Annotated in this window: 20 protein-coding genes; 17 read left to right on the top strand and 3 right to left on the bottom strand. The window is 55.7% G+C overall.

Going from position 1 to position 21,001, the window contains the following annotated elements:
- Positions 1-138: 138 nt before the first annotated feature.
- The 13 genes from FH039_RS00230 (at position 139) to FH039_RS00175 (ending at position 12,609) form a co-directional block, all read left to right on the top strand.
- Positions 139-1,308, top strand: coding sequence for an inorganic phosphate transporter (locus tag FH039_RS00230; protein WP_394344282.1), 1,170 nt, complete (start codon positions 139-141; stop codon positions 1,306-1,308).
- Between the two features lie 4 nt (positions 1,309-1,312).
- Positions 1,313-1,987, top strand: coding sequence for a TIGR00153 family protein (locus FH039_RS00225; RefSeq protein ID WP_139679752.1), 675 nt, complete (start codon positions 1,313-1,315; stop codon positions 1,985-1,987).
- A gap of 44 nt (positions 1,988-2,031) precedes the next feature.
- Positions 2,032-2,829, top strand: a complete 798-nt coding sequence (locus FH039_RS00220) for an ABC transporter permease (RefSeq protein WP_139681506.1) — start codon at positions 2,032-2,034, stop codon at positions 2,827-2,829.
- A gap of 9 nt (positions 2,830-2,838) precedes the next feature.
- Positions 2,839-3,837, top strand: a complete 999-nt coding sequence (locus FH039_RS00215; protein ID WP_139679751.1) for an ABC transporter ATP-binding protein — start codon at positions 2,839-2,841, stop codon at positions 3,835-3,837.
- Between the two features lie 77 nt (positions 3,838-3,914).
- On the top strand, positions 3,915-5,366 hold the full coding sequence (locus FH039_RS00210) for a radical SAM/SPASM domain-containing protein (RefSeq protein WP_139679750.1): 1,452 nt from the start codon (positions 3,915-3,917) through the stop codon (positions 5,364-5,366).
- The gene (locus FH039_RS12080; RefSeq protein ID WP_168188350.1) at positions 5,359-5,514 is read left to right on the top strand and encodes a hypothetical protein; all 156 of its coding nucleotides are present in this window, start codon (positions 5,359-5,361) and stop codon (positions 5,512-5,514) included. The genes FH039_RS00210 and FH039_RS12080 overlap by 8 nt, the downstream gene beginning before the upstream one ends.
- Before the next feature lie 30 nt (positions 5,515-5,544).
- Positions 5,545-6,303, top strand: coding sequence for a hypothetical protein (locus tag FH039_RS00205; protein WP_168188349.1), 759 nt, complete (start codon positions 5,545-5,547; stop codon positions 6,301-6,303).
- Between the two features lies 1 nt (position 6,304).
- Complete coding sequence (locus FH039_RS00200) at positions 6,305-6,961, top strand: hypothetical protein (RefSeq protein WP_139679748.1); 657 nt, start codon at positions 6,305-6,307, stop codon at positions 6,959-6,961.
- A gap of 5 nt (positions 6,962-6,966) precedes the next feature.
- Positions 6,967-8,511: an ABC transporter permease subunit gene (locus tag FH039_RS00195; RefSeq protein ID WP_139679747.1), complete on the top strand. Its 1,545-nt coding sequence runs from the start codon at positions 6,967-6,969 to the stop codon at positions 8,509-8,511.
- 4 nt (positions 8,512-8,515) lie between these two features.
- The gene (locus FH039_RS00190; RefSeq protein ID WP_139679746.1) at positions 8,516-9,436 is read left to right on the top strand and encodes an ABC transporter permease; all 921 of its coding nucleotides are present in this window, start codon (positions 8,516-8,518) and stop codon (positions 9,434-9,436) included.
- Between the two features lie 5 nt (positions 9,437-9,441).
- Positions 9,442-10,359: an ABC transporter ATP-binding protein gene (locus FH039_RS00185; protein WP_139681505.1), complete on the top strand. Its 918-nt coding sequence runs from the start codon at positions 9,442-9,444 to the stop codon at positions 10,357-10,359.
- Positions 10,360-10,391: 32 nt separating this feature from the next.
- A complete protein-coding gene (locus tag FH039_RS00180) occupies positions 10,392-11,390 on the top strand; it encodes an ABC transporter permease subunit (RefSeq protein WP_139679745.1) in 999 nt (332 codons plus the stop codon).
- Entirely contained in the window at positions 11,380-12,609 is a 1,230-nt protein-coding gene (locus FH039_RS00175; RefSeq protein WP_139679744.1) for an ABC transporter permease, read from the top strand. Before FH039_RS00180 ends, FH039_RS00175 begins: the two co-directional genes overlap by 11 nt.
- Before the next feature lie 30 nt (positions 12,610-12,639).
- Here the strand turns inward: FH039_RS00175 and FH039_RS00170 are convergent, their stop codons facing one another.
- On the bottom strand, positions 12,640-12,867 hold the full coding sequence (locus tag FH039_RS00170; protein WP_014013114.1) for an Lrp/AsnC family transcriptional regulator: 228 nt from the start codon (positions 12,865-12,867) through the stop codon (positions 12,640-12,642).
- 52 nt (positions 12,868-12,919) lie between these two features.
- Here FH039_RS00170 and FH039_RS00165 point away from each other — a divergent pair, with 52 nt between their 5' ends.
- On the top strand, positions 12,920-13,567 hold the full coding sequence (locus FH039_RS00165) for a serine/threonine protein kinase (RefSeq protein ID WP_139679743.1): 648 nt from the start codon (positions 12,920-12,922) through the stop codon (positions 13,565-13,567).
- Here FH039_RS00165 and FH039_RS00160 read toward each other — a convergent pair.
- Entirely contained in the window at positions 13,535-13,861 is a 327-nt protein-coding gene (locus FH039_RS00160; RefSeq protein ID WP_139679742.1) for a hypothetical protein, read from the bottom strand. The two genes, FH039_RS00165 and FH039_RS00160, sit on opposite strands and share 33 nt — an antisense overlap.
- 117 nt (positions 13,862-13,978) lie before the next feature.
- Here FH039_RS00160 and FH039_RS00155 point away from each other — a divergent pair, with 117 nt between their 5' ends.
- A complete protein-coding gene (locus FH039_RS00155) occupies positions 13,979-15,847 on the top strand; it encodes an alpha/beta hydrolase family protein (protein WP_139679741.1) in 1,869 nt (622 codons plus the stop codon).
- Here the strand turns inward: FH039_RS00155 and FH039_RS00150 are convergent.
- On the bottom strand, positions 15,831-16,541 hold the full coding sequence (locus FH039_RS00150; protein ID WP_139679740.1) for a hypothetical protein: 711 nt from the start codon (positions 16,539-16,541) through the stop codon (positions 15,831-15,833). The two genes, FH039_RS00155 and FH039_RS00150, sit on opposite strands and share 17 nt — an antisense overlap.
- Positions 16,542-16,696: 155 nt before the next feature.
- On the opposite strand from FH039_RS00150, the gene FH039_RS00145 reads away from it, so the two are divergent.
- Together FH039_RS00145 and FH039_RS00140 are read left to right on the top strand one after the other, a co-directional pair.
- The gene (locus FH039_RS00145; protein WP_139679739.1) at positions 16,697-19,669 is read left to right on the top strand and encodes a hypothetical protein; all 2,973 of its coding nucleotides are present in this window, start codon (positions 16,697-16,699) and stop codon (positions 19,667-19,669) included.
- A 5-nt stretch (positions 19,670-19,674) separates the two neighbouring features.
- Positions 19,675-20,997: a tripartite tricarboxylate transporter permease gene (locus tag FH039_RS00140; RefSeq protein WP_139681504.1), complete on the top strand. Its 1,323-nt coding sequence runs from the start codon at positions 19,675-19,677 to the stop codon at positions 20,995-20,997.
- The last annotated feature ends 4 nt before the right edge of the window (positions 20,998-21,001 follow it).

Genomic DNA, 21,001 nt, shown 5'->3' with positions numbered 1-21,001 from the left:
TATTCTATTGGCCCCTATATAGATGCGGGTATAGAACTATATTCTACTGCGGCAAGGTATTTATATGCCTCCCTCGAGCCTCTCCCGGTGGTGAGTGTGGACGTATGGCTACTGATAACCGTGGTGCTAGGATTTTCGATGGCCTGGGCGATAGGTGCCAACGACGCCGCAAACTCGATGAGCACCGCCGTCGGTGCCAAGGCGATAACCCCGAAGCAGGCGGTTATAATAGCCGGCCTCCTTGAGTTCACGGGCGCGTACTTCTTCGGAAAGAGCGTCACCGAAACGATAAGGAAGGGCATCCTCGACCCGACGATGATAACCGACCCGATGGTCCTCGTGTATGGCTCCGTTGCGGCCCTTCTCGCGGCCACGATATGGCTCATCATAGCGACCAAGTTCGGCCTGCCGGTCTCGACCACCCACTCGATCATAGGAGGAATAGCGGGCTACGGAATAGTCTACGCCGGCACCGCGATAGTCAACTGGGGCAAGATGGGCCAGGTGGTTCTCAGCTGGATCCTCTCGCCGATAATCGGCGCCATAATGGCCTACCTCATCTTCAAGGCCTTCACGAAGAGCATCTTCGAGAGAAAGGACCCCGTCAGAAGCGCCAGGATATGGTCCCCGTTCTGGATTGGCCTGGCGTTCGTCGTCATCGGAACCATGTTCTACATCAAGGTCCTCCACGGGAAGGACCTCAAGACGGGAGTTTTGATGTACGGTATTCCGCTGGGCATAATCGTGTTCGTGGTAACTTACCTCCTGATAAAGCTCCGCTTCCCGAGCAGCGACCCCTTCATCGGCGTTGAGGCGATATTCAAGAAGGCGCAGGTGGTTACTTCCGGGTACGTGGCCCTGGCCCACGGCGCCAACGACGTGGCGAACGCGATAGGTCCCGTCGCTGCCGTCTACGCGGTGGCCACGATGGGCCTCGGCGGCATGCAGGTTCCCGTCCCTAAGTGGATACTCGCCATGGGCGGTCTCGGGATAGCGGTCGGTGTCGCCACCTACGGCTACAAGGTGATGGAAACTGTCGGTAAGAAGATAACCGAGCTAACCAACACGCGCGGCTTCACCATCGACTTTTCGGCGGCAACCGTTGTTCTCGCCGCCAGCTGGCTTGGACTGCCCATCTCGACGACCCACACGGTGGTCGGCGCGGTCATAGGAATAGGCCTCGCAAGGGGAGTAAAGGCAATAAACAAGGACATCGTTAGGGATATAATAATCTCCTGGTTCGTTACCGTTCCGGTCGCGGGTCTGATAAGCGCGGCCATATTCAAGCTCCTGATGATCGTGGGGTGATAGCATGCAGGTGTGGACTAAGCTCTTCGCGAAGAGCCCCTTCAAGCCCCTCATAAAGCACGCGGATGTCGTGCTCAACACCGTTGAAACGCTCGAGAAGGCGCTTCAGGCATGGTACGCGTGCGACTACGAGGGTATGAGAGAGTTTGCCATCGAGGTTGACCGCCTTGAGGACGTTGCGGACAGGATAAAGGAGGAGATAAGGGATTCCCTCAGCTCGAAGCTCATGATGGCCGTCGCGAGGGAGGACGTTCTCATCTACCTCCACATGCAGGACAAGGTGGCGGATGCGGCCGAGGACACCGCCAAGTGGCTGCTCGTCAAGAAGCCCGACTGCGTCCCGACGGAGGCCAAGGACATAATTCTCGAGATGGGCATGGAGAGCATCAAAGCTGCAAAGCTCGTCCACGAGGCCATAGTTCAGATGGACCGCGTCATAGAGAGCGGTTTCACCGAGGGTGAGATAAAGCGGGAGTACGAGATAATCAGGCAGATAGAGAGCGTTGAGAAGGAGATAGACGGCCTCGACACGAAGCTCATGCAGCTGGTCTTTGAAAACGCCGACTCCATGAGCTGGGGCGACGGCTTCTACATCCTAAACATCGCCAGAACGCTCAGCAACATCTCGGACAAGGCCAAGGATGCGGCGGAGAGGATAAGGCTCATGATGAACAAGTGAGCCGATATTCTTTTAAACCTCCCTTCTGACTTTTTTCGGTGGGAATGAAGGACGGTGTTAGAATAGTCCGCGAGTTCTTCAAGGTTCAGAGGGAGGTCTTTTTCAGCTACCGCTGGGACGTGGTCAGCTATCTGATAGGCCTTCTAATCCAGGTTGCGGTGATGGGGATATTCGCCAGCCTGGTGACTATAAACGCGAACATCGAGCAGTACGGGACTGACTCCTTCCTCCAGTTCTTTCTGATAGGCTTCATCGTGCACAACATAATATTCCTTCCCCGCGGTAGTCTTTCCAAGCTCCTGATTGGGCGGAGCTTCCCGATGCTCTACGCCTCCCCCGCCGGAATGGTGGCGATCTTCGTGGGAATAAACGCCTGGAACGTCGTCTGGAGCCTTATGATAATGGGCCTGATAACGGGGGTCTTCGTTCTCTTCTACGGTCTGGTCATACACATCAACCTCGGTGCCCTGCTCGTTATCCTCGCGGGCTTCACCCTCACCTTCGCCCTTGAACTTTTCTCCGCCGGCTTTCGGGCGGCGACCAAGGCCAGGCAGGACCCGATAAACTGGTTTCTCAACCTCACCTCCCAGCTCGTGAGCGGTCTCTACTTCCCGCCCGACGCGCTCCCCTGGTGGCTCCAGCCTATTTCCAAGATACACCCCGAGAGGTATATTCTTGAGATGGCCAGGCTGACGATGGGTGGGGGCTATTCAGTATCTCAGATCTGGCCCAGCTTCGTGAACCTTGCCCTGACCACTGGCATTATGCTCTTGGTTGGAATCGCGACCTTTCGGTGGGGCGTTGGAAAGGCAATGCAGCTGGGAACCCTCGGGCACGTGTGAGGTGGTTAGATGATAGAAGCAGAGCATCTCACCAAGTACTATCCGCCCCCTTTCAGGGGCTTCTTCGATCTGGGTAGCCTTCGTGATTTTCTCGGAAAGCCCAGGGAGGAGATTCCGGCCCTCATAGACCTGAGCTTCCGGGTGAGGGAGGGGGAGATATTCGGCCTCCTCGGCCCCAACGGCGCGGGAAAGACAACCCTCTGTAAAATCGCCAACGGCCTCCTCGAGCCGAGTTCTGGAAAACTGCTCATCGACGGCCACGACAGCTTTAGGGAGCACGGCAAAGTTGCGAGCAAGATGTTCACCGTTTTCACCGGCGAGAGGGACATGTGGGGCATATTCCAGTGGCGTCTGAGCGTTCAACGAAACCTCCAGTTCATCGCGAGGCTGTGGAAGGTCCCGGAGGGTGAGATAGGGGAGCGCATAGAGTACGCGCTCAAGCTGCTGAACCTGTGGGAGAAGAGGGACGAGTGGTACCAGAAGCTCTCGGCCGGAATGAAGCAGAAGGTTTACATCGCCTCCGCCCTGGTGGTACAGCCCAGATACCTCATACTCGACGAGCCGACGGTTTTTCTCGATGTGATAACCAAGAGCGAGATACATGATGCAATATTAAGCTTAGTCCGTGACTTTGGGACAACGGTTATCCTCACCACCCACGACCTTGGGGAGGCGGAGAAGCTGAGCGACAGGGTTCTGCTCTTCAACAAGAGGCCTATCCTGGAGGGAAAGCCCGAGGAGATAAGCAGGAAGCTTAGGGCTCCGGTTGATAAAAAGGTCAGCGCGATTGTTAAGGGGAGAGTTGAATGTGCTCGATGGTCTATGGTTCAGTGTCTTACCAAAGGGGACTACACCCACGTTAGGGCCTATCTCAGGCTCAACGAGGTCGATGAGTTCGTGAGGTTTCTCTCCTCGAAAGGTACCCTTCAAATTAAGGTGGAGGACCTATCACTTGAGGACGTGTTTTTGCTTATTTTTGATCGTTTTGATGGGGTAGAAAAATTTTAATACTCTATTGTTTTTTGAATGAATAGAAAATCTTATATGCATTAACCACAGTTTTTTTTCGGAGGTGTTAGAGTACAATGTCTGGTAACGTGAGACCGGAATTGCACACCTTCCACGTTGGTGGCAAGTATTTTGTCTTGCATTCATCCACAGGAACCCTCTTTGAAGTCGATAAGAAAACCTACGACTTCTGCAGGTTTGTGGCAGAACTGGGCTGGAGTGATGCCCGAGAGCGTTTTGTAATGGAGTACTCCGAATCTGACTGGGATTCTTTGATAGATGAAATTAAATCCGATGAGAGCCTGCGCCGGGTGTTCTTTGAAGCTAAACTTCCTGTAAAACCCTATCTTGGAATTATGAAATCTAAGATCTCCTCCCTCTCCCTTAACGTCATGGAGGACTGCAACTTTGCGTGCGTTTACTGTTACGGTGATGGTGGAACGTATCATACTCCCAACACCAGAATGAGTCCTGAAGTTGGTAAAAAGGCCATTGATCTGCTAATGAGGGAAGGGAAGAAAGCTGTTAACCTTCAGTTTTTCGGTGGCGAACCTTTGTTGAACTTTCCGCTGATTCGGGAGCTGGTTCAATATGCAAAAGAGAGAGCTAAGGAACACGATAAAGTTGTTACCTTCAGCATAACAACCAACGGTTACCTCGTCACAGATAATGTCATTGACTTTTTCCTCGAGAACAACTTCACGGTAACTTTGAGCTTTGATGGTCCCAGGGAGGTTCAAAACCACAACAGGCCATTGAGGGGTGGATTCCCCACGTTTGATGTTGTGGCCAAGAACGCTCGAAAGATGCTTGAGCGCGGCGTTAAGGTCAGCGTCCGCGCGACGATTCTGCCCGAACAGATCGGCAGGTACTATGAGATTTATCGGTTTTTCGTTGATTTTGGTTTTAGGAGTATTCATCTTGAGCCCGCCACCACCAGCACACCGCTAACCAAGGAGCATGCCAAACTCATTGAGTCCGCCCTGGAGAAGATAGCGAAGGACGAGCTTGAACACTACAAGGAGAAGGGAATCGTTTACACGAAGCTCCGTGAGATGGTTCACATGATTTACTCTGGCACCTACCGACATTATCCATGCGGCGTTGCCAGGAGCTACTTTGGAGTTTCGGCGGACGGGAGGATATATCCTTGCCACAGGTTCGTTGGGATGGAAGAATTCGTGATTGGTCACGTTGATGATTTCAGGTGGGAGAACGGGTTCATTCAGAAGATTCTGCGCCATACCGTAGATAGGCGGCCCAACTGTTCGAACTGCCCGATAAGGGCCTACTGTGGCGGTGGTTGTATTTACAACAACCACTACTACAACGGCGATATATTCCTCCCCGACGAGTTCCACTGCGCCTACATGTTTGCTCTTGTGAAGTGGGGTTCTTGGCTCTACTCGAATCTTGACGAGGATTGGTTGAATGAGGTCTTCTCACGCTCACCCCAGAGAGGGGTGAGGGCCGAGGAGTCCGATGAGGCCAAAACCCAAAAACTGAAGGAGGTGATAGCTGGTGTTTAAGAAGCTGAACGCCGGCGATAACCCGGTGGAGCCGGACATCTGTATTGTGGTTTTAGATGGGATATGTGTCCTCCACGACAAATGTGTGGAGGATACTGGTTGTGACATAGATATCTGCATCTGGAGAGACACCTGTGGAAAGGACTGACGGAGGTGAATGTAATGTTTAAGAAGCTAAATGGACGAGGACCAGGGGACGTTCTTCCTGCATGTGCTGGGCTTGATCTCTGCAGTAAGGACTCCTGTAGATCTGATCACTGCTACATTGACTTGTGTTGGAAGAGTGATGCCTGTGAAACCGACCAGCACTGCCACTGGTGGGACTGAGTTCGCAAATTTTATTTTTTCTAATTTTCTGAATTTTTTAAATCAGTTAGGAGGTTTAAGTATGTACTGGATTGTTCGTCTGTACCTTAAACGATTGGCAAATATCACATCTATCCTCTTTGTACTTGGACTTGTTTACTATTCATTCTCCCCCTCCACAACACCCGCCATGACGTACTCGCTGTTCATCTTCATTCTTGCTTTCCCACTCTGTTCGATGGCCTTCGAAAACACCGTTTTTGAACTTAAGAATCCTGTATCGAGGGTTGAATATTCCCTCGCCATGATGATTTCATACCTGATAGCCCTTCTGATCCCTCTTGTTCCCTTTGCCCTTTCCAAACACTTTTTGAGCGCCGTTCTCGTAGTGGTTTCCGGAGTTTCCGCGGGTCTTTTCATTGGAAGCTTGGGTCTCGGCCCAAAACTCTCCCTGGTGTTGCCGATTCTATTCATTCTTACTTTTGTCTCACTCCTAAGACTCTCGCCACTCCTCTCACTCTGGAATCCACTCCTTTCCTCCTACCGCGGTGTTTTCTATCAGCTGATTTCAATTAGCATTTACTCCTCGCTCTACTTTGTCGTGATGAAAAAACGCGAATGGAGGGCTTGAAATGTGGCTGATTGGCTTAGAATTCAGGAAGTATCTGCACTCGAAGACCCTCTATGGCGTACTATTAATCTCGGTTCTCTACACTGTGAGCTTCTTCAGCGACCCAGACAAAGTTCTGACACCCGAGATGGTAGTGGGCAACTACACCTTCTTCATGGCCCTTTTCGGGGGAATTCTGATAGCGTTTCACTCTACTGAGCTTCCGAGAGAGCCCCTCGTCCTGTCGAAGCCCATTAGAAGGTTCTCAGCACTTCTCCAGCACTTTGGGGCAGTTGCCCTGCTCTCAGTGCTCTTCCCAGTAATCGCTATGCCCATCGAGTGGCACTACTACCCAAACGCCCACGCCGTTGAGCTCTCTGCCATAGTTCTAATTCTCTTCCTTCTCAGCGTTTCTGCATTCTCCCTTCTGCCTGCTATTTTCCTCGGCAGGGAGCTAAGGGTTATCTGGTCCGTTGGAGTGGTCTTCGCGTTCATTGGGACAATGGTTAAGTTTTCCTCCCCGAACCTCGCCGAGAAGCTCCTCCTGCCTGTGCTTTCCCTCAGTGGTGCTTTCCTGAACGGAACGCTGTCCTACGGAGACGCGCTGACGGCAATTGCCTCAGTTGGGATTTACGTGAGCATCTCGGTTGCAGTGTTCGACAAGAAGGATTTGCGGTGAGAAAAATGCGACTTGAAATCCAACAGGCAGGATCTTCGTCCGTTCTATTCCTCATCTCCCTCTTCCCGGCCATAGCGGTCGAGATAGACGTTCACAGATTTGCTATTCACTACCCGAACGTCCCTCCTGAAAGGCTCGGCTACCTAATAACCGCCGACCTGCTCACAAAGTGGCTCCCCAACTTTCTCAAGTTCCTGCTGGTTCCCCTAATCCTAATCCTGCTCCTCTCGCGCTTCGGCTCGGACTTCGAGCGGGGCAACGTGGTATTACTCCTCTCAAAGCCCCTCACGAGGAGGCGCTACTTCCTCGACTGGGCCTCTGAGGGGCTGAAGCTCGCCCTAATTTCTGCCCTTGGAGTTGCACTCTCGGGAGCGCTCGCGATGCTGGCTCACGGTTTCGCGGTTGGGGACTACCTCGTCGGCTCCCTCGCCCTTTCGCTCTCGCTGGTCGGCGTCCTCGGAATCGCCCTGCTCCTAATCCCCCTTACGACTTCCCGCGATTCGGGGGTTTTTCTCGGGCTCGGGGCCTTTATTGCGCTCCTGCTCCTCGGAAAATCTGACTACTCTTTCGTTCCAACGGTCTACCTTGAGAGGGCCGTTTCCATTGGAGAGGACGTTTTCATCTCCCACGGAGCTGTTGGGGAGCTTTTGGCCCTTTCCGTTGGCCTGTCGCTAATCGGGATGGAGCTGTTCAGGCGGAAAGAGCTTAGAAGCTCCGAACCCCTACCGGTGCCCGGTTTTTCCTTCTCCCCCCGCGGGCTCTATGGTGTTTTCCTTGGGTTAAGCCTTCAGAGCAGGCGCTTCATAGCTTTCGTCGCCCTGGCCGCCCTAACGGCCTTCCTTAACCTGGACACGCTCGGGGACTATTACGCCAGCTATGGCCTTTCCGGTCTTTTAAGAGCCTTAATTTCAGCTCTGAATGGCGTATTCTTGCCCTTTGTTGTTCTGCCTCTCGGGGCAGTCTCGATAGGCTCGGCTATCGAGAACGGCACCGTTAGGGTTCTGCTGAGCAAGCCGTTGAGAAGGAGGGACTTCTTCCTCGGGACGCTCCTGAGCGACGTTTTTGCGGTGTTCATTGGAACTGCCCTCTACGTTGTCTTCCTCGTTGCCTACGCCCTCCACTTGGGTGCTCCCATGAGTAAAACCCTTGAACTCGGCCTTACCTTTGGTTCCCTGCTCCTCCTCTCGCTCGTCCAGTATCTGGCCCTCGGCTACCTGCTTTCAGCCTTCATGAGGGGCAGGAAAGCGCTTTTCCTCTCTTTGATTTTCGCCTTTCTCCTGGGTTTCGCCGTTCCAATCGCCGTCATCGCAGCTTCAAATTCGGCAGGGGGTTCCTTCGTTGATGCTCTGGCCAAAAACTCCCTCCTCGTGCCGAGTCCTTTCCTGCAGTACACCGTGCTTGCGATGGCAGTCTCTCCGAGGAGGAACCTTCCACCGAAGTCCCTTTCGGAGATTCTAAACTATCCCGGCAACCTGGCGATGCTGGTCGTTCCGACGCTCGTCTACTTAGCCATCTCGTGGCTCAGGTTTAGAAAAGCCGACCTGAGGTGATAGAATGTGGGGGTTTGAGCTGGAGCTGAAGAAAAGTCTGAGGACGAAGAAGTTCTGGCTGATACTCGTTCTGATTCTGCTAATCTACGCCATGGCCTTCAGGGAAGTGAAGGACAACCTCGAAGGCGCCACAAACCCGCAGGAAGTGCTCGTCACGAGCGTCATAGGTTACATAGCGGTCAGCGCGTTCCTCTTCATCGGCGTCTACGCCCTCATGGCCGGGGCGACTTCAGTTAATAATGACCTTGAGAACGGAACGGTGAGGGTGGCCCTCAGCAAGCCATTGGGGAGGATTTCATACCTGCTCGGCAAGTTCCTCGGCCAGGCGCTCAGCATAGTCGTGGCGATGGCCTTTGCCACCCTGCTCTCCTTCGCGATAACGAAGTACTACGGCCTCTCCCTCACCACTTCCCTCGTTGGGGACCTGGTTCTCTCCAACCTGCTGATCCTGTTTGCGATGCTCCAGCTTTTAGCTCTCGGTCTGCTGATTTCAACCTTTGTCCGCTCCTCAAACACCGCCCTGGGGCTGGCCCTGGTCCTGTTCTTCGTTACCGGTCTCGTCATGCCCCAGGTGGTGGACGGCTTTGCGGAGGACAAAGCCAAGGAAGAGTTCGGAATTAAGGGCTGGAATGACTTTGATAAGCTCTCGAAAGACGAGTTGAGGGCCTATCGCGAGCGCCTGAACGAGCTTTACAGAGAGTACCACCTCAGATACCTCTTCTACGCCCCCCAGGTACTCATGCTTGACATATTCACTGACATAGACAGAACCACATTCAACGACGACGGCACGTACACCGTCGAGTACCTTGGGGTTAGGCGAGCCATAGCCGACAATTCCGCCCAGACTGCCTTGATAGTTGGACTTATCCCTGTCTACCTCGGGTTGGCCCTCTTCAGGTTCGGAAGGATGGATTTGAGGTGATGGTCATGCTTAGGGTTGAGAACCTTGTTAAGGTTTATAAGGACGTTAGGGCTTTGGACGGTCTTAACCTTGAGGTTAAGCCTGGTCAAGTTTATGGCTTCCTCGGTCCGAATGGAGCCGGGAAGAGCACGACAATCCTGAGCACCCTCGGCCTCATCTTCCCTCAGGATGGGAGAATTGAATTGTTTGGCGAGGAAGTCTTCAGGGACGGCAAGTTTGACGAGGGTAAGCTCGTCAAAGCCAAGGCGAGGATTGGTTACATGCCCGAGCATGCTACTTTGTGGGATTTTCTGACTCCCGAGCAGACTCTCGAGGTTATCGCTGACGCTTTCGGGATTCCGAGGGCTGAGAAGGAGAGGCGGATTAGCGAACTTCTCGACCTGGTTGGTTTGAAGGAAGCCAGGAGGAGGAAGGTTGGCAAGTTCTCGAAGGGAATGAGGCAGCGCCTCCTGCTTGCCCAGGCGCTCATCAACGACCCGGAGCTTCTCATCCTCGACGAGCCGATGACTGGTTTGGATCCGCGAGGAATAGCGGAGTTCAAGGAGATTATTAGAGAGCAGAGGAAGGCTGGAAAAACGGTGTTCTTCTCCAGCCACATCCTCGCGCACGTGGAAGAGGTTTGCGACACGGTTGGAGTGATTGTTAAGGGTAAACTCCGGTTGGAGGACAGCATTGAGAACATCAGGCGGGAGTTCTTAAGGAAGGCTGGCTATACCATCGTCATTGAGACTAACAAGCCCGTGGACTGGAGTTCGGTGGAGTGGAGTGTGAGTCCGCTCGGTGGGAATAAGTACCGGGTGGTTTCGCCAGAGGACATAAGGGAGGAGCTTCATGACTTTGTAGCGAATCAGGGGGCGAAGATTCTGACAATGCAGGTGAAAGAACCCAGCCTGGAGGAAATATTCCTCAAGCTCGTCGGGTAGCCTTTGTTTCAATATTTTTGCGAGGTGATTCTGTGGGTCGGGCAGTTACTCGCACCCTCCTCAACTACCTCCTCCTCATCCTCCTAGTGGCGCTCATCTCTGGCATCGGGATAAAGGATTACCAGTTCTACCGGGCGGACATGGAGTTTAGCCTTCTTCCTTCGGCGGAGAGGACCGTGATAGAGGCCAACGCGAGTTCCATGGGAATGGACCCCTACGACTACTACATGAACTTCGTGGCCCCAAAGGACTACCCAACCCTCGTGATGAACCCCCTCCATGCGGGGCTCTACACGCTCCACCACGCCCTCTTCAGGCCGGACTACGATTACCCGATACCCAGAAAGCTCATGGTGGCCAGAACGCTGGTGCTAATCCCCCTGGCTGAGATCACGATAATCCTCATCGGCTTCCCGCTGGCGAAGCTCGCCCTCAGGAAAAGGCGCCTCCGCTCCACCGTCCGCTTTCTCGCCAGAGTCTTCAACGGCCTCCCCGTCTGGGCGGTGGCGGCGCTCTTCTCGCTCCTCATCATAATGAGCGCGCTTCCCAACTACCTGATAAACGGCCTCGGCACATCGACCTCCCCCACCAGGACCCTCGCCTACATGGCCTTCCCGCTGGTTTCCATAGTCCTCGTCGCCCTCTGGGAGTTCGTCGAGGCCCTGGTGATACTCCTCCGAGACGAGTTCGGGAAGGAGTACGTGCGCGCCAAGAGGGCGATGGGGCTGCCGGAGCGCAGGATCGAGAGGCACGTCCTCCGCGCCGTGATGCCCTCCTTCCTTGGCTTCCTCTTCCAGCACTTCGTCGAGGTCTCGACGCTCGCCCTTGTGGTCGATGCCTTCTTCGGCCTCTTCGGCCTCGGCAAGATGCTCCAGTGGGGCTTCCGCATATCGGGCGACCTCTACACCCTCGACCCGGACGTCTTCTTCTACCCCATAGCGGTCTTCATGGTGGTGAACTTCTTCGTCCTCCTGGCCGTTACGGTTCTGTCAGAACTCCTAACCCCTGGAGGTGGCGGCGTTGAGGCTTGACCGGAAGGAAAAAGCCGGAATCACGCTTATACTGCTGGTGATGCTCCTCGCGGTCGTCCCAGTGGGTCTCCTCGTGCCCCCGGAAAAGGCCGCCAACTGGAACTACCTGCCCTACTGGAACGACTACCCCAAGAACGCCCGGCCCATCTGGCTCCCTTCGGGCTTCAGAACCCTTGAATCGGCTGGAACGAACTTTTCAATTACCTTTGCGGTTGAGGGCATCGTTCCAGGAAATATAATGCTTGAGGGCAATTCGACGGTTAGGCTCGTGATTCACCGCCCCGACGGCCTTTCCGTGGTCCTCGGTCCGGTGGAGGTGGATGGGAGGACGAGCATCAACTCCAACCCTGCACTCGCCGCGGGGGCTTACGAGTTTGCCGAGTCCCTCGGCTACGGCCCGGAGAGCAGGCCCCTCTTCACCCCCACCCAGCTCCTCTTCATGGGGTACGGCGGCGAGGTTCTGGAGGGAAGGTACACCCTCGAGGTCGAATCCACTTCCCCCGTTGCCGTCACGGTCTTTGGCGATTCCTACGGTCTCCTCGGTACAGACTCCTACGGCCGCGACCTCTGGGTGGGCTTCGTCCTGGCCGGTAGAAGCACGTTACTCGTGTCGCTTGAGGTCTCCCTCCTTGTGATGATCATCGGCCTGCTCCTCGGCCTCTTCGCCGGCTACTATCGGAGCCGGCCCGCGATTCTTCTCGAGAGCCTGCTGAACTCTCTCGGAGCTCTCCCCGTCCTTCCCCTCGCGATGCTGATGATATTTTCATTCTCAACGACGGGCATAGCGATGACCCGGGAAATAAAAACGGAAACCCTGTCACTGATACTCGCCCTCCTGCTCGCGGGCAAGTTCGGGAGCGCCGTGAGGGGCTTCGTCGTTCAGGAGAAGGTCAAGGAGCACATTGCCGCGGCGAGGGCGCTCGGAGCGGGTGATCTCCACATCCTCAGGAGGCATATCCTGAAGCCTGTAATCCCCTACGCCCTGAGCCACTTCAGCCTCCTGTTCCCCAAGGTGGTCGCGCTCGTGGCGATACTCGGGTTTTTCAACATGATTCCGAGCGACAACTGGGGTTCGTTCATACTGGAGGGCCTCAACCAGAATGCCCTCTACGCGGGCAGATGGTGGTGGTTTTTAGCACCTGTCGTCACGATGGTGCTTCTGAGCGTGGGCTTTGCCCTGCTCTGGGAGGATGAGACTTCAGAAGGGGTGCTGGCATAATGGAGAACGGAAGAACGAAGAACGAGAGAATCAGATGGCTATCATCGTCGAGGTCATCTGGATCTCGGTCATTTTCCTTATCTTCTCGGTTATGAACTGGTCGAGGTCCTTGAGCGTGTCGGTTTCGACCTTTACGACGAGGTCGTATTCGCCATAGACCACGTAAGCCTCCTTAACCTCCGGCATGGCCAGAAGCTTCTCCATAACTTCCCTTTCCTTTCCAGCGGCCGTCACCATCAAAATAAAAGCCGTCACCATGGCTATCACCAAAAGTATTTTATCGGCGGAGTATTTAAGCTTATCGAGGCCTATGTTCCACCACTTGATAAGCGAAGCTCAATTGGGGCGGTTTTACTCCCGCCTGAAATCGCTTGGATTTGAGGAAATTCGGCCCTACGCCAAGGGAACCACGAGTCTCATCTTCTGCGCCCGGTTGGATGAAAAAAACGTCATAATAAAGCTTCAACGACCGGACTCCCCGAGGCAGAACTTCGCCAGGGAGGCCGAAATTATCCGCGCGGTGGAGCCATTCAGAATAACCCCCCCGCTCGTGGCTTACGGCGTCTTTGAGGGCCTTGAGTATCTCGTTCGGGAGTTCGCGGAGGGGGAGATAATCTTCCACGCGGACCTCGAAAAGCGACACATCTTTGAGATAGTTGAGAAAACCGCCCTGCTCGACAGGCTCGGTCTCGATCACGGCCAGATTCAGGGGGGAAAGCACGTAATAGTCGGCGAGAGGGTCTGGTTGATAGATTTCGAAAAGTCCGGCTGGAGGAAGCCGAAGAACCTCACCTCCGCGATGGCAATGGTGTTCCTGAACGACAACCACATCTCGCGCCGGGTTCGGGAGAAATTCGGGGTGGACCGGGCATTCCTGGAGGAGATGAGGGAGGAGGTGCGGAACTACAAGAGAACCGGGAAGCTCTCAGGCCTTCTGGGCCTTCTTTCTCGCCTTTAGCCTGTCGGCGTAGAGGGCCAGGAGAGGTATCGCCACGGCCATCGCTATCAGGCCCATCCTCGGATCCCAGAGGTAGTTGAAGACCAGTATCACGGCCACGGCTATCGCCATCATCAGGAAGAGGTCCCTGTCGAAGAGCCTGGACTTTGCCAGGATGTTCTGCTGCCGGGCGACGTACGCGAGGTAGAGGGGTATCCCGACGGCGGCTATTGTCACCCCGGCGTAGGTTCTGAACGCCACGGAGATGAATATCCCAAGACCGAGTATGATTCCAACCCCGTGCTCCTCCCTCATGTTTCCACCTGACCACCCGCTATCGGTGATGACCTTTTAAACCTTCTCGCGTTTGTTACTGCGCATGATAGTTAAGTTTATATACTTTGATGCCCATGATAGGCCGGTGATAGCGTTATGAGCAACATCGAATGGGATGAGAAGACCTTTTCTAAGTTCGCCTACCTCGGCGACCCGCGGATAAGGGGAAACCTGGTGGCCTATACCCTCACGAAGGCCAACCTGCAGGAGGACAAATACGAGAGCACGGTGGTCGTTGATGACCTGAAAATCGGGGCGAGACGCTTCATCGAGAACGCTTCCATGCCCAGGATTTCGCCTGACGGCAAAAAGCTGGCCTTCACCCGCTTTAACGAGGAGAAGAAGACGAGCGAGATATGGGTGGCGGACGTTCAGACCCTGAGCGCCAAGAAGGTTTTGAGCGCTAAAAACGTCCGCTCGATCCAGTGGAACGACGATTCGAGGAGACTCCTTGTAATCGGCTTCAAGCGCCGCGATGATGAGGACTTCGTCTTCGACGACGACGTTCCCGCCTGGTTCGACAGCATGGGGTTCTTCGACGGTGAAAAAACGACCTTCTGGGTTCTCGACACGGAGAGCGAAGAGGTTATCGAGCGGTTTGAGAAGCCGAGGTTTTCGAGCGGGATATGGCACGGCGATGCGATAGTCGTCAACGTCCCCCACCGCGAGGGAAGCAAGCCGGCACTCTTCAAGTTCTACGACATCTACCTCTGGAAAGATGGAGAAGAGGAGAAGCTCTTCGAGAGGGTCTCCTTTGAGGCTGTGGATTCCGACGGGAAAGCCCTCCTCCTTAGGGGCAAGAGGGAAAAGCGGTTCATCAGCGAGCACGACTGGCTCTACATCTGGGACGGCGAGCTTAAAGCGGTCTACGAGGGCCCGCTCGACGTTTACTCTGCCAAGCTCACCGATGGGAAGGTTTACTTCCTGACTCCCGACGCTGGCAGGGTGAACCTCTGGCTCTGGGACGGAAAGGCCGAGAGGGTTGTGGTTGGAAACCACTGGATTTATGGACTAGATGCCAGCGAGGGAAGGGCCCTGCTCCTGATAATGACCGCTACCAGGATAGGAGAGCTCTACCTCTACGACAGCGAACTGAAGCAGCTGACCGACTACAACGGGCCAATCTTTGAGAGGCTCAAGACATCCGAGCCGAGGCACTTCCGGTTCAGGAGCAAGGACCTTGAGATAGACGGTTGGTATCTCAGGCCGGAACTCAAGGAGGACGAAAAGGCGCCGGTGATAGTCTTCGTCCACGGTGGGCCCAAGGGCATGTACGGTTACAGATTCGTCTACGAGATGCAGCTGATGGCGAGCAAGGGCTACTACGTCGTCTTCGTGAACCCGCGCGGTAGCGACGGCTACGACGAGGACTTCGCGTTGCGCGTTCTGGAGAGAACCGGTCTGGAGGACTTCCAGGACATAATGGCCGGCATCGAGGAGTTCTTTAAACTTGAACCTCAAGCTGATAGGGAGCGCGTTGGAATAACGGGCATAAGCTACGGCGGCTTCATGACCAACTGGGCCTTAACGCAGAGCGACCTCTTCAAGGCCGGAATAAGCGAGAACGGCATAAGCTACTGGCTGACGAGCTACGCCTTCTCGGACATAGGCCTCTGGTACGATGTGGAGGTAATCGGCCCGAACCCGCTCGAAAACGAGAACTACCGCAAGCTGAGTCCGCTGTTCTACGCGGGGAGGGTTAAAGCGCCGATACTCCTAATCCACTCCCTTGAGGACTACCGCTGTCCCCTCGATCAGAGTTTGATGTTCTACCACGTGCTCAGGGATCTGGGCAAGGAGGCCTACATAGCGGTCTTCAAGAAGGGCCCCCACGGCCACAGCATCCGCGGAAGTCCGAAGCACCGCTCAAAGCGCTACAAGCTCTTCATCGAGTTCTTCGAGAGGAAGCTCAAGAAGTACGAGGAGGGCTTTGAGGTCGAGAAGGTACTCAAAGGAGGGAACTGACCCCCAGTTCCCTTAGCTTTCCTTTCAGCCTTTTTCTACTTCCCCGGAAGTAGAAGACGCACCACCCGTTCCTGCAGGCTATTTTGAAATTCCCCCGGGTGTTCCCTTCAATGCCGTCCTCTTCTCCGTTCAGGTGAAGCACCCCAACGAAGCAGCCTTCTCCCTCCCAGATTTCTTGCCTTTCTGGCCTCAGCAGTCCCCCATAAAGCGCCTGCCTCATCGTCCAGAACTCGCGGGCACAGCTGACTATCCCGAAGCGGTGGTTGTGCTCGAAGAGCCGGAGGAGAAAGGCGATGTAATCATCGTCCTCGAGGTCGTGGATTGGGTGGGGGAGCTTTTTTACAATCTCTTTTGGGACAGGTTTTCCGGCTAAGAACAGGGTTCCGGATATATAAAACGGGACGTAGGGGTCGCCGACCTCAACGATGCGGAGTCCTTTTCTTGCCTCCTCGACGAGCTCCTCGGCCCCCTTGAACCCCGCCACGGTACCCAAGAAGAGGTACTTGCCCAGGAGTTCGAGAAAAGACTCGCCCCTGTACTTCATCAGCCCTTCCATGAAGTAGTTCCGCTCGAATTCCCTCAGAACGGCCTCGAACTCCCACCTGTTCCTATCCACTAAAGCCCTGCTCGCCCTGGAGACGAGCAGGGGGTGGAAGAGGTGCCTCTTTTTGTCCTCGACAATGATGACCCGCATGGTCGCAATAGCTCCCCGGGGCTTAAATTATTTTCCGGTCTCGTAACGCTCCCTCCTATTCAAACCTGCCCAGTTCTGACGTTCTTTGTCACGAAAGCGTTAAAAGGTGCACCCATCAACTGAGTTGCTATGTCAAATAATCCGGAGGTCTGCTCATGTCGGGAAAGAAGGGTGAGAAAAAGCTCTACTATCACGGCCTGAAGGAGCAGAAGAAGCTCGATGTTTCGAGGCTCAAATACCTCTCGATTCTCCTGTCTGTAATCGGCGTCGCCGTTCTTCTGGTGGCTGCCCAGAGCGCCCAGGCCCCGCTCGTCAGGGTGAGCGACGTCTACGGCAACTACCTGATGAACTACGCCGTCGTCAGGATAAACGGAACGGTCGTTACGGTTCCCTACGTCTCCCAGACCGGCGGAAAGCTCGGCATTACCTTCACGGTGGACGATGGAACGGGACAGATAGACGTTCGCGTTTACTCCCCCCTGGCGGACGAGATGATACGGAAGGGCCTCGTTCCGTTCCCCGGCGACGAGGTTACCGCCGAGGTCCAGCTCCGCGTGAGGGAAACCTACACCTACTCGATGCTCCAGTACCTCGACGGCCTGCACTTCCGTTCGAAGCTCTACTCCGAGAAACCGCCCCTCGTCAAGTCCCTCAACGCCAACATGAGCAACACCTACGTGGCCGTTGAGGGCATCATCACGGATTTTTCCAACGTCAGCTCCGGCTACCTGCTGACCGTCGATACCGGGGATTCCCTCGTTTCGGTGCTCGTTCCGAGGGTTCTACTCGTCTTCAACAACCTCTCCGTTAAGGTCGGGGATACAATCTATGCCCCGGGAATAGTCTACCTCTACAAGGGTACCTCGCCGGAGATAGTCGTCAGGAACCTCACCCAGCTTGCGGTGACTCCGATCGAGGAAGCCCCGGTAGTCCCGATAGGCGAGGCACCCAACTATCCGGGAATGGTGCTTGCGGTTGAGGGTTCCATAGCCGGAATAACCTACGAGAACGGCCGCTACGCCCTGACCCTCACCGACGGTGGGAACTATCTCGACGCCCTCGTTCCACGCGAGGTGCTCGCGAACCTCAACCCGTTCAACGCCTCGAGCGAGAGCACGGTCAGGGTCGCGGGAAGAATGGGTGACGACGGCAGGCTCGTTGCGGCCTACCTGGAGGCCGTCAAGCCAGTGAAAACCGAGTTCAAGCCGATCGGCGTCCTAACCCTGGACATGCGCGGCTCGATAGTGGCCGTGAAGGGCAACATCGAAGAGGTCGATAGAATAGGCTCGAACCTCAAGCTCGTCATCGACGACGGAACCGGAAGGCTGGACGTCTTCGTTCCGTCAGCTACTCTCGCGGAGCTCTCCAACGAGACCAAGGCCCAGCTCAAGGTCGGCCTCGGAGTCGAGGTTGGTGGCTACCTTGAACTGTACCGCGGAAAGCTTGAGGTAGTTGTTTACACTGGAGAAGGAATAAGGGCCCTCGGAGAGCCGCTCCCACCGGAGGAGATAGAGCTCCCAAAGGTCACCGCTGGCCAGCTGGCTGATTACGAGGGCCAGCTCGTCGATTTCGCTGGATCCATCGAGGGCCTCACCTACGCCAACGGCACCTACTACCTCACCGTGGACGGCGTCAAGGCCTCGCTCCCGAGGGAGGCCCTGCTGAACCTCAACCCGCTTGAAGCAGGAACCGGAAGTCCGGTGGTCATAAGGGGCCTGGTGGCTGGAGATAACCTCGTGAAGGGTGAAAACATCACCGTAGAGGTGCCGATAGCTCCAATTCCGCTCAAACCAGATGAGGTCACCGTGGATATGGAGGGACAGCTTGTCGCGGTTGTCGGCAAGGTCACCGACGTTGCCAACCTCAGCGGCAACCTCAAGATAGTCGTCGGCAACCTTCCGGTCTTCGTGCCGCGCTCAACGGCCAACGAGCTGACCTACGTCCCGGCCAAGGGCGACCTGGTGCAGATTGGAGGATACGTTGAAATCTACCGCGACGAGCCGGAGGTAGTGCTCTTCAACCCGGCCTCGATCGAGAAGCTGGAAGCCAGCGGGCCAACTGAGGGTACTGTAAGTGACCTCAAAACCGCCACAGAGCCGCTCCTCCTTACCGTTACCTGGGACTCGATTGCCTACCAGAAGCCCGACTACGTCATAACCTTCCACGACCCCACCGGAAGCGCAACCCTGCTTGCCGAGCGCTCCCTCCTGCCCAACCCGCTCAACGCCGGAACGGGCAGCACGCTGAGGGTGATAGCCGACCCGCTCTCCGGCAGGATAACCGGGCTGAACGTCACCAGAGCCAAGCCCTCGCCGATCCTCAGGACCGGCTCAATCGGGCTCTCGATGAAGGGTAAGACTGTTGCAATAAACGGAACGGTTTCCAGCGTGGCCATCATCGGAAGCAACCTCAAGCTGACTGTAGATGACGGAAGCGGTGAGATAGCGGTCTTCATTCCTGGAGGGGCCAACGTCAGTGTGAGCAAGGGTCAGACCGTCCACCTGGCAGGCTATGTCGACGAGTACAGGGACGAGCCGGAGATAATCGTCTACGACCTCTCTGCCATCGAGGTGGAGAGGCCCTCCGGAACCGGTGAAATCGAGGAGGTGACGGTTGCGGAGCTCTCTAAAGCTACCGGAAGGGTGAACCTCACCGTCACCTGGGACGGGCTGGGCTACGAAAACGGTGCCTACTACATGGCTATCCACGACTCCACAGGAAGCACGAAGCTCAAGGTGGCCAGGACCCTCCTCCCCGACCCGAGGGAAGCGGGGACTGGGAGCACGCTGAGGATAACCTACGACACCAGCGCCGGGGAGGTGGTTTCCATAACCGTCGTCGAGGCGGTTCCGGCGGAGGAATTAAGGACGGGCGACGTTACCCTCGACCTCCTCGGAACGACTGTGGTCGTTGAGGGAACTGTCAAGGACGTCTACACCGGCAGTACCTTCGTCAAGCTGACCATCGACGACGGAAGCGGAGAGCTTGTGATATTCATCCCGAAGAGCGTTGCGGGAGACCTGAGCTTCACCGAGGGTCAGACGGTCAGGATTGCGGGCTACGTTGCCGAGTACAAGGGAACCGTTGAGGTCATTCCATACAGGGGAGACTGCATCGAGGTGAGGTGATGGCCATGGTTCCCCTTTCAGACCTTTTAATCTGGTCCCTCGCGGGAGTCATCTTCGGCTCGCTGATATCCTGGATCCCGGGCTTCCACATATTCAACATAATGGCCCTACTGGTGGCAGTCTTCGGCGTGGGCGAGCTGATGCCCGTCCAGGCCTTTCCATTCTTCGCTATTGGAGCAATAGTCGCCTACGCCTACGTGAGCGCCATTTCCAGTGTCTACTTCAGCGTCGCCGACGAGAGCGCAGTATTCCTCCTCTTCCCCACACAGAGATACCTGCTTCTCGGCAGGGGACACGAGGCTGTGCTCCTCTACCTCATCGGGGCGGTGGCTGGAACCCTCTTCCTCGTGCTGGGTGCCCTCTTCATCTTCCCGAGGGTCCTCCCGCCGATCTACCAGGCGACCAGCCCGTACATCACCTACTTCCTGGTTGCGATAGTGGTCTTCATGTTCATGAGCGAGTGGCCCAAGGAGGGCGACCGCGGAAGGACTCCGGGGGAGAGGCTCTGGCTGGCCTGGAGGCAGATACTCGGCGGAATCCTGGTGTTTTTCCTCTCCGGCCTCTTGGGCTTCATAGTTATGAACACCAACCTTCTACCGACGACGAGCGCATACACTCGCTTGACCCCGATGTTCATAGGCTTCTTCGGAATGTCTTGGGTGCTGCTCAACATACTCTCCAACCCGCCGATGCTGGAGCAGGTTCCCGACGACAGGGTCGAGAGTAGCCTCTACAACACCCTCAAGGCCAGCTTCGGCGGCGCTTTAGGAGGAACCATAGCGGCGGTCTATCCGATAATCACTGGAGGAATGGGCGCGCTAGTTGCCGGCCACATGACGAGCCAGCGCGGAGACGATGCCTTCATCATAAGCCAGGGCGTGAACAGGGTCATCTACTACGTTGGCGCGTTTACCCTCCTCTTCCTCCCCCAGCTGAGGCTCACGAGGGGAGCGGCTGCCTGGCTCGTCAGCTCGATCTACACCCCCAAGAGCTACGCCGAGTACCTGGCCGCGATAGGGGTCATCTTGCTCAGCGCGGGCATAAGCTTCCTCTTCACCTACTACCTCTCCAGGTTCATAGCCAACAGCTTCAACGTCGTCCACATCAAGAAGCTCTCCTACGTTGTTGCAGTTACGCTCGTGGTCATAAGCTACCTCCTCACCGGGCCGATGGGCCTAGCAGTGCTCTTCGTCTCGACGGCGATAGGCCTCATGGCGGCCGCCTTCAACACCAGGAGGAGCTACTGCCTCGGAGGGCTTATCCTTCCGGTGCTCATCAGCATGACAGGCCACACCGGCTACTTCATGCACCTGCTCGGACTGGGGTGATGGG

This window comes from Thermococcus indicus (assembly GCF_006274605.1).
GTDB lineage: Archaea > Methanobacteriota_B > Thermococci > Thermococcales > Thermococcaceae > Thermococcus > Thermococcus indicus.
The sequence above is the reverse complement of the archived record's forward strand: the minus strand, read 5'-3'. Positions and strand labels throughout refer to the sequence as shown.

Excerpts from the sequence above, each read along its gene's own strand:
- FH039_RS00230 (WP_394344282.1), top strand. The coding sequence starts at position 139 with ATGGCCTGGGCGATAGGTGCCAACGACGCCGCAAACTCGATGAGCACC.
- FH039_RS00225 (WP_139679752.1), top strand. The coding sequence starts at position 1,313 with ATGCAGGTGTGGACTAAGCTCTTCGCGAAGAGCCCCTTCAAGCCCCTC.
- FH039_RS00220 (WP_139681506.1), top strand. The coding sequence starts at position 2,032 with ATGAAGGACGGTGTTAGAATAGTCCGCGAGTTCTTCAAGGTTCAGAGG.
- FH039_RS00215 (WP_139679751.1), top strand. The coding sequence starts at position 2,839 with ATGATAGAAGCAGAGCATCTCACCAAGTACTATCCGCCCCCTTTCAGG.
- FH039_RS00210 (WP_139679750.1), top strand. The coding sequence starts at position 3,915 with ATGTCTGGTAACGTGAGACCGGAATTGCACACCTTCCACGTTGGTGGC.
- FH039_RS00205 (WP_168188349.1), top strand. The coding sequence starts at position 5,545 with ATGGACGAGGACCAGGGGACGTTCTTCCTGCATGTGCTGGGCTTGATC.
- FH039_RS00200 (WP_139679748.1), top strand. The coding sequence starts at position 6,305 with ATGTGGCTGATTGGCTTAGAATTCAGGAAGTATCTGCACTCGAAGACC.
- FH039_RS00195 (WP_139679747.1), top strand. The coding sequence starts at position 6,967 with ATGCGACTTGAAATCCAACAGGCAGGATCTTCGTCCGTTCTATTCCTC.
- FH039_RS00190 (WP_139679746.1), top strand. The coding sequence starts at position 8,516 with ATGTGGGGGTTTGAGCTGGAGCTGAAGAAAAGTCTGAGGACGAAGAAG.
- FH039_RS00185 (WP_139681505.1), top strand. The coding sequence starts at position 9,442 with ATGCTTAGGGTTGAGAACCTTGTTAAGGTTTATAAGGACGTTAGGGCT.
- FH039_RS00170 (WP_014013114.1), bottom strand. The coding sequence starts at position 12,867 with ATGGTGACGGCTTTTATTTTGATGGTGACGGCCGCTGGAAAGGAAAGG.
- FH039_RS00165 (WP_139679743.1), top strand. The coding sequence starts at position 12,920 with ATGTTCCACCACTTGATAAGCGAAGCTCAATTGGGGCGGTTTTACTCC.
- FH039_RS00160 (WP_139679742.1), bottom strand. The coding sequence starts at position 13,861 with ATGAGGGAGGAGCACGGGGTTGGAATCATACTCGGTCTTGGGATATTC.
- FH039_RS00155 (WP_139679741.1), top strand. The coding sequence starts at position 13,979 with ATGAGCAACATCGAATGGGATGAGAAGACCTTTTCTAAGTTCGCCTAC.
- FH039_RS00150 (WP_139679740.1), bottom strand. The coding sequence starts at position 16,541 with ATGCGGGTCATCATTGTCGAGGACAAAAAGAGGCACCTCTTCCACCCC.
- FH039_RS00145 (WP_139679739.1), top strand. The coding sequence starts at position 16,697 with ATGTCGGGAAAGAAGGGTGAGAAAAAGCTCTACTATCACGGCCTGAAG.
- FH039_RS00140 (WP_139681504.1), top strand. The coding sequence starts at position 19,675 with ATGGTTCCCCTTTCAGACCTTTTAATCTGGTCCCTCGCGGGAGTCATC.